11 protein-coding genes are annotated in these 13,426 nt (G+C 73.6%); 5 read left to right on the top strand and 6 right to left on the bottom strand.

Annotation, left to right across the window (positions count from 1 at the left end):
- Positions 1 to 15: 15 nt before the first annotated feature.
- Entirely contained in the window at positions 16 to 2,493 is a 2,478-nt protein-coding gene (locus tag SM577_RS24195) for a low temperature requirement protein A (RefSeq protein WP_302919996.1), read from the bottom strand.
- A gap of 211 nt (positions 2,494 to 2,704) precedes the next feature.
- Here SM577_RS24195 and SM577_RS24200 point away from each other — a divergent pair, with 211 nt between their 5' ends.
- The gene (locus tag SM577_RS24200; protein ID WP_474588040.1) at positions 2,705 to 3,967 is read left to right on the top strand and encodes an ROK family transcriptional regulator; all 1,263 of its coding nucleotides are present in this window, start codon (positions 2,705 to 2,707) and stop codon (positions 3,965 to 3,967) included.
- A 40-nt stretch (positions 3,968 to 4,007) separates the two neighbouring features.
- Here the strand turns inward: SM577_RS24200 and SM577_RS24205 are convergent, their stop codons facing one another.
- Both SM577_RS24205 and SM577_RS24210 read right to left on the bottom strand, forming a co-directional pair.
- Positions 4,008 to 5,345 carry an MFS transporter gene (locus tag SM577_RS24205; RefSeq protein ID WP_474588041.1) on the bottom strand — a complete coding sequence of 446 codons (1,338 nt, stop codon included), beginning with the start codon at positions 5,343 to 5,345 and terminating at the stop codon, positions 4,008 to 4,010.
- A 146-nt stretch (positions 5,346 to 5,491) separates the two neighbouring features.
- Positions 5,492 to 5,896, bottom strand: coding sequence for a hypothetical protein (locus tag SM577_RS24210; RefSeq protein WP_474588042.1), 405 nt, complete (start codon positions 5,894 to 5,896; stop codon positions 5,492 to 5,494).
- A 196-nt stretch (positions 5,897 to 6,092) separates the two neighbouring features.
- Here SM577_RS24210 and SM577_RS24215 point away from each other — a divergent pair, with 196 nt between their 5' ends.
- The 4 genes from SM577_RS24215 to SM577_RS24230 all read left to right on the top strand — a co-directional run bounded on the left by SM577_RS24215 (position 6,093) and on the right by SM577_RS24230 (position 10,196).
- A complete protein-coding gene (locus SM577_RS24215; protein WP_474588043.1) occupies positions 6,093 to 8,354 on the top strand; it encodes a catalase in 2,262 nt (753 codons plus the stop codon).
- A gap of 188 nt (positions 8,355 to 8,542) precedes the next feature.
- Positions 8,543 to 8,908, top strand: coding sequence for a MerR family transcriptional regulator (locus tag SM577_RS24220; RefSeq protein WP_302920001.1), 366 nt, complete (start codon positions 8,543 to 8,545; stop codon positions 8,906 to 8,908).
- 47 nt (positions 8,909 to 8,955) lie between these two features.
- Positions 8,956 to 9,972 (top strand): zinc-binding dehydrogenase, encoded by a 1,017-nt coding sequence (locus tag SM577_RS24225; protein WP_474588044.1) that lies wholly within the window; start codon positions 8,956 to 8,958, stop codon positions 9,970 to 9,972.
- A gap of 53 nt (positions 9,973 to 10,025) precedes the next feature.
- The gene (locus tag SM577_RS24230; RefSeq protein ID WP_474588045.1) at positions 10,026 to 10,196 is read left to right on the top strand and encodes a hypothetical protein; all 171 of its coding nucleotides are present in this window, start codon (positions 10,026 to 10,028) and stop codon (positions 10,194 to 10,196) included.
- A 32-nt stretch (positions 10,197 to 10,228) separates the two neighbouring features.
- Here the strand turns inward: SM577_RS24230 and SM577_RS24235 are convergent, their stop codons facing one another.
- The 3 genes from SM577_RS24235 to SM577_RS24245 form a co-directional block, all read right to left on the bottom strand.
- Positions 10,229 to 10,531, bottom strand: a complete 303-nt coding sequence (locus SM577_RS24235) for a GNAT family N-acetyltransferase (protein ID WP_474581395.1) — start codon at positions 10,529 to 10,531, stop codon at positions 10,229 to 10,231.
- Positions 10,532 to 10,687: 156 nt separating this feature from the next.
- Complete coding sequence (locus tag SM577_RS24240) at positions 10,688 to 12,271, bottom strand: DHA2 family efflux MFS transporter permease subunit (protein ID WP_302920005.1); 1,584 nt, start codon at positions 12,269 to 12,271, stop codon at positions 10,688 to 10,690.
- 475 nt (positions 12,272 to 12,746) lie between these two features.
- Positions 12,747 to 13,376: a CG0192-related protein gene (locus SM577_RS24245; RefSeq protein ID WP_474588046.1), complete on the bottom strand. Its 630-nt coding sequence runs from the start codon at positions 13,374 to 13,376 to the stop codon at positions 12,747 to 12,749.
- Positions 13,377 to 13,426: the final 50 nt, after the last annotated feature.

A 13,426-nucleotide genomic window follows, 5' to 3' on the forward strand; every position in this document is an offset into this window, starting at 1 on the left:
CAGCTCGACGCCGGGCTACGGCCGGTGCGGCGGGGACGGCGCGGCCGACTCCGGCACCAGCGGCTCGCGTACGGCACGGCGCAACTGGCGGCTGCCGACCGACTCGGCCAGCGCGAAGGCGGTCAGCGCGGCGGCGAGGATGGCCAGCCCGGCCAGCCGGGACACCCGGGTGCACGCCGCCGTCAGCGCGACCAGCGTCAGGAGCTCCACCACCCGCAGCGGGCGGATCCGCTGGGTGATGCGCCACCAGAAGAGCTTGTCGCCGAGCAGGAAGAGGATCACCCCGCCGTAGAGGGTGAGGTGGGGCATGTCCCAGCCGACCGGTCCGGCGACCCGCTCGACCTCCGCCACCGTCTTGCGCAGCCCGAGCGCGACCAGCACGATGCCGATGATCATCACCAGGTGGGCGTAGGTGTACGCCTCCAGCGCCAGCCGGCTGCGCTGGCCGTCGCTGAGGCTCTGCACGCGGCGCTGACCCGTGGTGGCGTCGACGTCGAAGTACGCCCACCACAGCGCCGCGACCAGCACCAGCCCGAGCACCGTGGCGAGGATCATCATCGTGGAGATCGCCCGGTTGGTGACCGACAGCCCGGTCGAGACGATCGCGCCGCCGAGCGCGACGAGGATGATCAGCCCGAACCGGTCGGCCCAGTGCTCCGCGGAGCGGACCAGCCAGTGCCGCGCGTTCAGCAGGTATCCGCTGCCGAAGTCGATCACGATGGCGGCCACCCAGAGCGCCGCCCGGACGGGCTGGAACTCGTCCGGGTCGGCCGAGGTCTGCGGCACGGCCGCGGCGGCGTAGAGCAGGGCGAGCACCACGGCGGCCGGCAGCGCCAGCCGCACCAGCTGGCGCCGGAACGCCCGGTCGCGCCGGGTGATCATCCAGAAGGCGGCGAGGTTCAGCGCCCGCACGACGCCGTACGCGGTCACGAAGACCACCGGTCCGGACAGCCCGCCGGGCAGGTCGGCGAAGACCACCGGCACGGTGATGGCGATGACCAGGATGCTCGCCGCCGCCCCGAGCAGCATCAGCCGGGCGACGGCGTTCTCCGCCCGGAACGCGCTGCCCAGCCAGGCGTAGCAGGACCACGACCACCACAGCAGCGCCAGCACCACCACCCCCTCGAACAGTCCGCGCGCGTTCGGTACCGCTGTCATCAGTTCGGTGACCTGGATGAAGGCGAAGACGTAGACCAGGTCGAGGAAGAGTTCCTTCGGGGTGACACCGCTGAACCGCTCGGTGACCGGTTCGATCGCGCCGTGCAGCGCCCGGTGCCGGACCCGGAAGATGGTGCGGTCGAGCACCACCAGGCTGACCACGGCCGCGGCCAGCAGCGCCAGACCGAACACCACCGGCAGGTGCGCCGCCACCGGGGCCAGCGCGACCACCAGCAGGACGCCGGTGATCGGCCCGCGGCCGAGCAGGCCCATCGCCCGGCGCTCGAACGCGATCAGGCCGACCAGGTACAGCGCCACCCCGCCGTACAGGGCGAACAGGCCGAGCCCGGACTCGTGCCGGATGGACTCGAAGGCCAGGCCGTTGAAGGTGTGCTTGAGCCCGAGGGAGAGCAGGATCAGGCCGGCGATCATCGGCAGGTGCAGGAAGGTGTACGCGTCCCGGGCGAGCGCCGCGCGGGCCCGGCCCGACGCGCGCTCCAGCGCGTCCTCCGCGCCGAACCGGGCGATGTCGAAGTACGTCCACCAGAGCACGCCCACCAGCAGCATGCTGAGCACCGCCCCGCCCACCACCCCCCAGCTGACCGGGGTGCCGGTGCCGACGCCCTGACCCATGCCGGCCGAGATGATGACCTCGCCGAACGCCACCAGGATGATCAGGTGGAACCGCTCCGTCCAGTGCTTCACCGAGGAGATCGGCCACCGGGTCAGGCCCATCGCCATCGCCCCGCCGTGGTCGACCAGGAGGGCGAGCGCCAGCAGACCGAAGCGGACCCACTCCCCGGCCGTGCTGCCCTCCCCGAGTGGCCGGGGCACCAGCGCGGCGGCCAGCAGCACCGGCGCCCCGGCGAGCAGGGGCAGCCACAGGCGCAGGTGGCCGCGGCGTTCGGCGGGATCCGACCAGGCGACGATGGTCAGCACCAGCAGCGTGCCCACCCGGATGGCCAGGTAGCAGACCACGAGGACCAGCGGCCCGGGCAGGCCGCCCGGCTTGTCGGCGAACGCCTCCTGCAGGTCCGCCCCCATGACCAGGACGATCGCCGCCAGGCCGAACATGACCGCCGGCATGACACCCCGGTCCACCCGCACCGCGTTGCCGAGCCAGGCGTACGAGATCCAGCAGGTCCAGAGCAGGATCAGCAGCACCCCGGCGTGCAGCAGGTTCACCACTGTCAGGTCGGCGGCGGCCAGGGCCGTCACGGTGACGAACGCGAAGACGAAGATCAGGTCGAGGAAGAGTTCCAGCCGGCTGACCGCGCTGGACTCCCCCACCAGCTGGATCCGGCCGGCCGCCACCTTCGGCCCCTTGTCCGTCACCCCCTCACTCTGCCAAGGGCCGCCGGGGCGGACAGCCGATCCGGAAAGCGGGCCGCCGGCCACCCTGCGACCGCGCCGGCGCCGGTCGGTCGTCCCGGCCGGTCGCCGGTCGCGCGCCAACGCCCGCCCGCTCGGGGCGGGCCATCGTCAACGCTTTACGCGACGCGTATCTTGGCGGGTAGGTTTCCACCAGCCGACCAGGGTTCTCTAGATGCTGAAGAGCCGGAAGACGCGGGACGACGGACGCGCTCCAGAGGAGATCCGTCGGCGCAACCTCGGTGCCCTGCTCCGGCACGTCCACCTGTACGGCCCGCTGTCCCGCGCCACCCTCGGCAGCCGGACCGGGCTGAACCGCAGCACCATCATGGCGCTCACCGCCGACCTGGCGGCCGCGGGCCTGGTCCGCGAGTCCGGGTTGTCCTCGACCGGCCGGGCGGGCCGACCCTCGGTGGTGGTCCGGCCGGAGTCCGACCGGGTCCACGTGCTCGCCTTCGACGTGGCGGTGGACCGGTTGACAGCGGCGCGGGTCGGGCTGGGCGGCACGATCGTCGAGCGGCGCGACGCGGTGCGTTCCCGCGCCGGGGCCGACCTGGACGTCGTCGTCGGGGTGCTGGCCGAACTCGGCCGCGAGTTGCGCGACGGCACGCCGCCGGACTCGGTCTGCGTCGGGGTGGCGGCGTCGTACTGCGGGATGATCCGGCCCTCGGACGGGATGGTCCGGTTCGGACCGGACATGGGCTGGGTGGATCAGGCCTTCGGCGCCGAACTCGGCCGCCGGCTCGGCCTCGACCTGCCCGTGCTGGTCGGCAATGAGGCCCACCTGGGCGCCATGGCGGAGCACCAGCGCGGCGCCGGGGTCGGCGTCCGCAACCTGATCTACCTGCACGGGGACGTCGGGGTCGGGGGCGGGATCATCGTCGACGGCGAACTCCTCGACGGCGACGCCGGGTACGGTGCCGAACTCGGGCACATGATGGTGAACCCGTACGACGGGCGGCCCTGCGGGTGCGGCTCCCGCGGCTGCCTGGAGGCCGAGGTCGGCGAGCGTGCCCTGCTCGACGCGGCCGGCCGCCCGGCGGAGTGGTTCGGCCGGGACGCGGTCCGGGCCGTGGTCGACGCCGCCGACCACGGCGACCCGGCGGCCCGGGACGCGCTGCGGCGGATCGGCGACTGGCTGGGCATCGGCGTGGCCAACCTGATCAACCTGTTCAATCCCGGCCTGGTCGTCTTCGGCGGCATGCTGCGGGACGTGTACCGGGGCTCGGCCGCCCAGGTGCGGGCGCGGATCTCGGAGAACGTGCTGCCGGTCTCCCGCGAGCGGGTGCGGCTCTCCGTCTCGGCCCTGGGCGACGACGCGACCCTGGTCGGCGCGGCCGAGCTGGCCTTCGCCGCCCTGCTGGCCGACCCCCTGCGCGCCAACCGGCTCGACGCCGCCCGCGCCGCCGCGCCGGCGGCGCCGCACCCCGCCCGCTAGCCGGACCGGCAGCGGCTCGGCGCGCCGCTGCGAGCTCCTGCTATCGACGAGCGAGTCGGCGACCGTCGACCCGGACGCTCGACCGGGCGGGCCGTCGCTCCCCCTCCCCGGCGGGTTCCGGCCAGACCGCCTCGGCGGGCAGCCGGGGGGCGAGCCGGAGCACTGTCAGGCTGGCCACCGCGACGAGGCCGGCCACGGTCAGCCAGAGCAGGTGCGGGTTCGCGGTGACCAGGCCGGTGACGCCGGCCGGTGCGAGGATCGCCGAGATCGCCCAGGTGAGCTGGTAGACCGCCAGGTAGCGGCCCCGGTGCGACGGGGGCGCCGCGCCGGCGCCGAGCGAGGCCGACGGTGCGGTGTGCAGCAGTTCCCCGAGGGTGAACAGCAGCGTGGCGGCCAGCAGCCCGACCGTCACGGCGGGGCCGGCCGGCAGCAGGGCGGTGAGTGCGAAGGCCCCGAAGCCGGCGATGAAGACCACGCCCGCGAAGGCCATCGCGTGGGTCCGGCGTACGGTGCGCTGCCAACGCAGCACCGGCAGCTGGCCGGCGCCGACGAGGACGGCGTTGACGGTGAAGAGCACGCCGAGCAGGCCGGCCGGCGCGTCCAGCACCACCGCCGCGTAGACCGGGACGGCGAGCGGGAAGACCTGGTGGGCGACGGTGAACGCCAGCTCGGCCAGGACCAGCCGCCGGTACGGCCGGTCGGCGAGGACCCGGCGGTACCCGGCGAACATCACGAGCAGGCCCGGCGCCTCGGCGCGTACCCGCTCGGCGGGGCGAACCCGGCCGGCCCGCCGTCCGGTGCCGGCGAGCAGCGCCGCGGCGAGCAGGAAGCTCGCCGCGTTGCCGGCGGCCACCAGGTGGTACCCGGACGTCCCGGCGAACTCCACCGCCACGGCGGTGAACAGCCCGCCGAGCCCGAAGCCGACGTTGCGGGCGGTGCGGACCAGCGCGTAGAGCCGGTCCCGGGCGGCGCCCTGCGCCAGGTCCGCGACGTACGCGCTGTTGGCGGCGTAGTAGCTCCGGTCGCCCGCGGCGACCAGCGCGGCGACCGCGACGAACGCGGCGAGATTGTCGACCAGCGGGTAGGCGGCGAAGCCCACCGCTCGCGCGAGGTAGCTGGCGATGACCACGCGCCGTGCCCCGAACCGGTCGGCGAGCACGCCCGCGACCGGGTTGGCGGCCAGGCCGGCGAGCGCCGCGAGGGTGAGGCCGAGGCCGATGCTCGCCACCGGCAGCCGGGTCACCTGGTGGAAGAAGAGCACCGTGAGGGGCAGGTAGAGCCCGGAGCCCAGGGCGTCGACGAAGAGCCCGGTCAGGTATCCGGCGCCGGCGGTGCTGCGGACGCCCCGCGCCGGGACGGGCCGCTGTGTCAAGGTCATCCGCTGATCCTGGAAGCTGAACCGAACTTCAGGTCAAGCCCCGGGTGGGCGGTGTCGCCGACCTCGTCGGGCCACCCGGCGGTGGGCGCGCCCCGACCGCGACGCCACGTCTCCTCGGGTCGAGTGGCGGCGCGACTCCCGGCTGGTCAGCTCGCCTCGGGCAGCCAGGGCCCGAGCAGGGCCGGGTCGGCGACCGCAGCCCGCACCCGCTGGAGTTCCTCGGCGGTCAACCGGAGCCGCCGCAGCCGGCTGCCCCAGTCCGGGACGCGCTCCGGTTCCCCGAGCGCGACCGACAGCTCGATCAGCGCGGCGAGCGCCGTCGCCTGGTCGACCGGGGACGCGGTCCCGGCGTGCCGGCGCAGCCCCGAGTTGAGCGCCCGGAAGGCGGCCCGGTCATCGTTCTTGAACTCGCGCAGGATCCGGGCGTTGTCGAGGACACGGGCCAGGCCCGCCAACCGCTTCGAGCCGCCGTACTCCAGGTCCTCCGGCGACACGCAGTGCAGCAGCGGCACGGTGGTCTCGTTCGGCCGGACGCGGCCCTCGGTCGTCATCGGCGCTCCACCCCGCTCCGGGTCGACGGTCCGGCCATTGTGCCAGCGTTCGGGCGGCACGCCGGGGCGCGGGGCGCGGCGGCCACCGGGGCGCGCCCGGCGGGATCACACCGGCGACCCGGTGGCAGGCGTTTTGCGGGGTCGGCCGGGGGTAGGGCGAACACACGCCGTAGCCGTTCCATGGAGGACTCATCCAGTGGATTCCCGCAAGCCCGTCAAGGCCGTCAAGGACGTCGTCACCGCCGCCGCCGAGAAGGTGGGTGACGTGCTGAGCCCGGAGGTGCCCGGCGCGCCGGGCAGCGCACCACCGACGGTGGCGGAGCCGACGACGCCGCACGACCCGCTGCCGCCGAAGAAGGAGCAGGCTGCCCCGGAGACCCGGACGCCGACCGGTGCGCCGACCGGGGTGCCGAGCACCGCGAAGGGCCAGCAGGGCGCCTTCCTCACCACCGCCCAGGGAGCGCGGCTGCGCGACACCGACCACTCGCTGAAGGCCGGTCCGCGCGGTCCGGTGCTGCTCCAGGACCACCACCTGCGCGAGAAGATCACGCACTTCGACCACGAGCGCATCCCCGAACGCGTGGTGCACGCGCGGGGCGCCGGCGCGCACGGCGTGTTCGTCGGCTACGGCACCGCCGAGCGGGTCACCCGGGCGGGCTTCCTGGCCAAGGGGCGGGAGACGCCGGTCTTCGTGCGGTTCTCCACCGTGCTCGGTTCGCGCGGCTCGGCCGACACGGTCCGCGACACCCGCGGCTTCGCCACCAAGTTCTACACCGACGAGGGCACCTTCGACCTGGTCGCCAACAACATCCCGGTCTTCTTCATCCAGGACGCGATCAAGTTCCCGGACATCATCCACGCCGGCAAGCCGCACCCGGACCGGGAGATCCCGCAGGCCCAGAGCGCGCACGACACCTTCTGGGACTTCGTCTCGCTGCACACCGAGGCGCAGCACCACACGATGTGGAACATGTCCGACCGGGGCATCCCCCGCTCGTACCGGATGATGGAGGGCTTCGGCGTACACACCTTCCGGCTGGTCAACGCCGCCGGGGAGACGGCGCTGGCGAAGTTCCACTGGAAGCCGAAGCTGGGCGTGCACTCGCTGACCTGGGAGGAGGCGCAGCTGCTGGGCGGCGTCGACCCGGACTTCCACCGCCGGGATCTGTACGACGCGATCGAGGCCGGCGCGTACCCGGAGTGGGAACTCGGCCTCCAGGTCTTCCCCGACACTCCGGAGGAGACCTTCGCCGGGATCGACCTGCTCGACCCGACGAAGATCGTGCCCGAGGAGCTGGCGCCGGTGCAGCCGGTCGGCCGGCTGACCCTCAACCGGACGCCGACGAACTTCTTCGCCGAGGTCGAGCAGGTCGCCTTCCACCCCGGCCACCTGCCGCCGGGGATCGACGTCACGAACGACCCGCTGTTGCAGGGCCGGCTCTTCTCGTACGTCGACACGCAGCTCACCCGGTTGGGCGGGCCGAACTTCGCGCAGATCCCGGTCAACCGACCGCACGCCCCGGTCAACGACATGCTCCGCGACGGCTTCCACCAGCACGCCGTGCACGCGGGGGTGGCGCCGTACCGGCCGAACTCGCTCGACGGCGGCAACCCCTTCCCCGCCGGTGACGGCGACGGCGCGTTCGTCGACGTGCCGGTCACGGTGGCCGAGGCGCCCAAGGTGCGGGCCAACCCGGTCTCGTTCGACGACCACTACAGCCAGGTCCGGCTGTTCTGGCTGAGCATGTCGCCGGTGGAGAAGGAACACATCATCCGCGCCTACACCTTCGAGCTCGGCAGGTGCTACCACCAGGCGATCAGGGAGCGCCAGCTGCAGTGCCTGGCGAACATCGACCCGGTGCTGTGCGCGGAGGTCGCCACCGGCCTGGGGCTGCCCGCGCCGGAGCCGACAGTGCCCCTCGCCGACGTCGCGCCCAGCCCGGCGCTGTCGCAGGTCGGCCGGGAATGGCCGGCCGACGGCCGGACGGTCGGGATCGTGGTGGACCCGGCCGCCGGTCTCGACGGGGTGGACGAGGTGCGGCGCGCGGTCTTCGCCGCCGGCATGGTGCCGCTGCTGATCGCGCCGCGCGGCGGCACGGTGGACGGCCTGCCGGTGCAGCGGACCTTCGCCACCGCCCGCTCGGTCGAGTTCGACGTGCTGCTGCTGGCCGGTGCGCCGGCTCCCGCGCCGGACGCGCTGCCGGCCCGGGACGCCAAGGCCGGGGCGGCGGCCCCGGTGGCCGTGGATCCGCGGGTGCTGCTGCTGGTCGAGGAGGGCTGGCGGCACGCGAAGGCGATCGGCGCGTGGAACGGCGGTGTCGCCGTGCTGGAGCGGGCGGGGGTCGCGGGCACGCCCGGCGTGGTCAGCGGTGACTCCGGGTTCGACGTGCTCACCGCCGTGCAACGGCTGATGGCCGCGCACCGGGTCTGGGAACGGTTCCCCGCCTCGGTCGCCTGACAGCCCACCGAGGGCCTGCTCCGCCGGCGGAGCAGGCCCTCGGTGTACGCCCGGGAGTGCGGCAGGCCGCGGGCCCCCGGTGGTCGGGTGGTGCGGGACTGGAGGTCGTGGACGCCGCAGCGGGATCTTCATGTTCTTGTGACGCCGGGGCTGGAAGCCCGTGGACCGCCCGGACGTTGGTTCCGGGCATGAGGATCAGCGAGGCCTCCCGAGCCAGCGGCGTGAGTGCCAGGTCGTTGCGGTACTACGAGGACGAGGGCCTGATCGTCCCTGGCCGGTGCGGCAATGGGTACCGTGACTATTGCCGGTCCACCATCGACCGGGTCCGCGTCATCCGCTCACTGCTGGAGTCCGGGCTGCCGGTGCGGTTGATCAGGGACGTCCTGCCCCGTCTCGCTGCCGAAGCCGACGCCGAGGCGGTCACGATGGGTGCGGAGTTCCTGCAGGAGGTGCAGAGGTATCGCGATCGGCTTGCCGCACGCATCGCCAGTCTGAGCGATCAGCAGGCGGCTCTCGACAGTTACCTGCGCGAGGCTCGCCGGGTTGGCCGATGACGGCGACTTGACCTTGACGTCAGTGTGAGGCTTCTACGGTCGGACGCATGGAGATCGACGAGCGGCGAAACGCCAACGGGCAGACGGTACGGGCACTCATCCAGCGGTCGCGTCGGGGGCCGACGGATCTGACCCTCACGACCGATCAGCCTCGTCCCGTCCCTGGACCCGGCGAGTACCTGATCCGGGTGGGCGCTGCCGGGGTCAACTTCGCGGACGTCATGCAGAGCTGTGGCACCTATGGAGGAGGCCCGCGGGCACCCTACGTGGCGGGCTTCGAGGCCGCTGGCGAGATCGTCGGCGTCGGCCCGGACATCGACCGCCCGCTCCGCCTGGGCACCCACGTCGTCGGCACTGGACCGGGCGCCTTCGCGCAGTACATGACGATGCCGGCCGCGGGTGCACTCCCCGTCCCCTCCGGCTGGAGCGACGCCGAAGCTCTCGGCCTGGTGCTGAACTGGGCAACCGCACTGGCGGCACTGAAGCCACTGGGCGAGCTCAAGACGGGTGACGTGGTGCTCGTTCACGCCGCGGCCGGGGGCGTGGGACAGGCCGCTGTCCGCCTCGCCCGCCACTACGGCGCGCGGGTGATCGCCACGGCGTCACCGGACAAGCACGCCACCGTCAAGGCGCTCGGCGCCGACGAGGTCCTGGACGGCCGCCGCCCCGATCTGGCCCAGGAGATCACCCGCCGGACCGGCGGTGTGGACCTGGTCCTGGAGTCGGTGGGACGCGCCACGTTCACGACCAGCCTGTCGGTCACCAGACCCATCACCGGACGCGTCGTCGTGTACGGTGCCGCTTCCGGCGACGCCAGCCTCAGCACGCACGACCTGGTATTCACCCACCAGGTCCAGGTCAAGGGCCTGCACATCGGCGCCCTGGCGGCCGCGGCCCCGTCCATATACCGGGGACTACTCGCCGAGATCGAGGCACTCATCGCCCAGGGCGTGTACCCGCCAGGCACCCCTCAGGTTCATCCGCTGGCCGAGGGGCCGGCGGTGCTGCAGCGACTCGCAGCCGGTCAGACCCGTGGCAAGCACGCCCTCGACCCCTGGCGCTAGGACCCCCGGTGGCTCACCACGACGTCCCCGCTGCCTCCCCGAAGGTCGGCCGCGTGGCCCACCACCGAGCCCGCCTGCGGAAGGTCGACCGCCAGCCGGCGACCGCCGCGGCACAGGCGCCGCGGGTGGTCACCGACCTCACCGTCACCGACGGCGTCGCGGGGCCGCTGCTGCTCGCCGCCACCGGCCGGCGGGGCCTGCCGGCGGGCTTCTCGGTGCGCTGAGCCCGGAGCCACCCGCGGCTCGGCCGCCGGGGCTACTTCACCTTGCGGGTCGAGCGGGCCACGATGCCGTCGTACTCGGGGTGCTTGCCGAGCCATTCGCTGAGGAACGGGCAGATCGGCACGACCGTGCGCCCCTTCGCCCGGGCGTCGTCCATCACCGCGCGGGCCAGGGTCGATCCGACGCCCTGGCCCTCGAACGCCGGGTCGACCTCGGTGTGCGTGTAGGCGATGATGGCACCGCTGAGCTGGTAGGTGACCAGGCCGGCCAGCGCCCCGGCCTCGTCCCGCGCCTCGAAACGCTCCCGCTCCGGCACGTCTGTCACGGTGAACTGCATTCCGCCATCCAATCACGGCCGCCCGGGTGGCCCTCGGGGGCCGGCGTCGCGGGCTGGGCGCCCGCGCCGCGGGCCGGCGGTCGAACCCGGGCCGCGCGCGCCGCCCACCGACCCGGTCGGGCCGCCGGGGATGTGCCCCGACGGCCCGACGGTGGGTCAGTGGATGACGACGGGCGTCCGGGTCTCGTCGCCCTGCTCGCCGTCGAGCAGGTGCGACGGCTCCCGCCGGCGCGGCAGGAACGCGACCGCGCCGAACGTGAGCAGCACCAGCACGAACGCCACCCAGAAGGTGCTGGCGAAGGAGCTGGCGGCGAAGTCGAGGCCGCGCTGGAGCAGCGACGGGTCGACCGGGAACTGCTGGAGCAGCTCCGGCTGCTGCTGGACGCCGATGGCGAGGCTGGCCTCGGTCACCGGCTCGCCCTTCGGGTCGGTGACCCCCGGGATCACCGGGGAGCCGTTCAGCTCGTTGGTGAGGATCACCGACATCACCGCGGCGCCGACCGAGCCACCGATCTGCTGCAGGATGTTGACCAGGGTGGAACCGCGGGCCACATCCTGGGCGTTCAGCGTCTTCAGCGCCGAGGTCATGATCGGCATCATGGTGCCGCCCATGCCCAGACCCATCACGAACAGCGACCCGCAGAGCAGCCAGTAGGACGTGTCCGTGTCCACCTGGGTGAAGGCGAAGAAGCCGGCGGCGATGAGCGCGAGCGCGAACGGCACCGTACGACCGACGGGCACCCGGTCGGCCAGCGTGCCGGCGATCGGCATGGTCACCATGGCGCCGAGCCCCTGCGGCGCCATCAGCAGGCCGGCGGCCAGGGTCGACTCGCCGCGGATCTGCAGGAAGTAACTCGGGAACAGCAGGCCGGCGCCCATGAACGCGATGATGAACACGAACAGCGCCACGGTCGCGACGGTCAGGTTGCGGTTGGCGAACAGCCGCAGGTCGAGCAGCGGGTGCTTCGGCTTGAAGGAGTAGAGCACGAACGCCACGACGAGCGCGCCGCCGACCAGCATGGGCGCCCACACCTCGGTGTCGCTGAAGGTGCCGGCGTCGGGCAGCGTGGAGACGCCGTAGAGGAACAGCGCGAGACCCGGCGAGAGCATCAGCATGCCGACGAAGTCGAACGACTCGGACGGCTCGGGGTTGTCCTTCGGCAGCGCCAGCTGGGCGTAGATGAGGCCGATGACGCCGATGGGCAGGTTGATCAGGAAGATCCAGTGCCAGCTCGCGGTGTCGATGAGCCAGCCGCCGAGGATCGGGCCGCAGATGGGGCCGAGCAGCATCGGGATGCCGAGGACGGCCATCAGCCGGCCGATCCGGTGCGGGCCGGCGGCCCGGGTCATGATCGTCATGCCCAGCGGCATCAGCATGCCGCCGCCGAGACCCTGGAGCACCCGGTAGCCGATCAGCTGCCCGATCGTGTCGGCGGTGGCGCAGAGCCCCGACCCGATGGTGAACAGCGCCAGCGCGATCATGTAGAGCCGCTTGGTGCCGAACCGGTCGGCGGCCCATCCGCTCAGCGGGATCACCGTGGCCAGCGCGAGGGTGTAGGCGGTCATGGTCCAGGCGACGTCGGCGTAGGACGCGTTGAACTCGCGCTGGAAGGTCGGCAGGGCGACGCTGACGACTGTCACGTCGAGGATCGACATGATCGCGCCGAGCACGACCACCCCGGCCACCTTGAGGACCGCGGCGTCGAGCTTGTCCGAGGTCGCGATGGTTTGCTGTGTCACGAAGTCTCCTGAATCCCCGTTGAGGGCCGGCGTCGGCCGGCCGGGCGCCGGGCCGGTGTGGCGCGCGCGGTGTGACGGACGGAGCGATGTCCGGCAGGCAGACTAACGAGCCGCACCGACAAACGGCTTCCGAGTTTCCGGCGGTCGAGGCCGACGTCACTCCCACCCGGCCCCACCGAACGGCCCAGGGCGGGACGACCACCGACCGGGCCCGGGCGGCCCCGTCCACGCCGCTGACCGGCGCGGTCGGCGGCGACGCATCGACCGACGCCGACCCGGGTGTCCGCTCGTCGGCGCGGGTCCGGGCCGGGCTCGCCGAGGAGCCCGTGACCGAGGTCACCGCGTGTCCGCAGCCACATGCCACACCGGCCCCGCGAGCCGGGTGGCCTCGATGCCGGCGGCCAGCCCGGCGGTGGTCACCTGAGCCGAGCGGCCTCGCTCGCCGACCCGCCGCGACGGCGGGCCGCGGGTGGCGTCAGCGCACCGAGGCGTACGCCAGCGGCAGCGGGGTGGGCTGCCCGCTCCAGGTACCGGTCAGCGCGGTGCCGCCGCGCTGCTCGGCCGGGCCGAGCCGACGCAGCACGGCGAGTTCGACGGCGTCGGTGACGATGACCGTCGGGTCGCCGGCCACGACGTCGCGGACCGCCCCCACGGCGGGCACCGCGACCGGGGCGCCGCTCGTGCCGATCACCATGCTCGCCTCACGGGGCTCCCGGCGGCCGTCGACCTCGAAGTACTCCTCGGCCTGGCCGGTGCCGGCGAGGACGGCGTCGGCCAGCGCCGCCGCGTAGACCGGGTCGCCGGCGGCGTCGTACACCCAGCGCGGGCCGAGCACCGAGTGCTCGGTGGTGCCCACGAGCCAGCGCTCGGCGCCGGCCAGGGGCGCCCCGCGGTAGGTGAGCGGCACCTGGTGGACCGGGCCGTCCCCGGCCCGCACCAGCATCGTCTCGATGCCCACCTCGCCGGCCGGGTCGTCGAACCGGTAGCTGGCCACCCGTACCAGGTCGGCGCCCGGCTCCCCGTGGAACCAGTCGCGTCCCGGCAGCCACGCCGCCAGCAGTTCCAGCTTCGCGGGGCGCAGGTCCGCCCGGTGCAGCAACGCCATGGGCAAGATCGTAGCGGTCGGCCCGGGCCGGCGGTCGACGGCGCCACCGC

Source organism: Micromonospora desertarenae, from assembly GCF_056150265.1.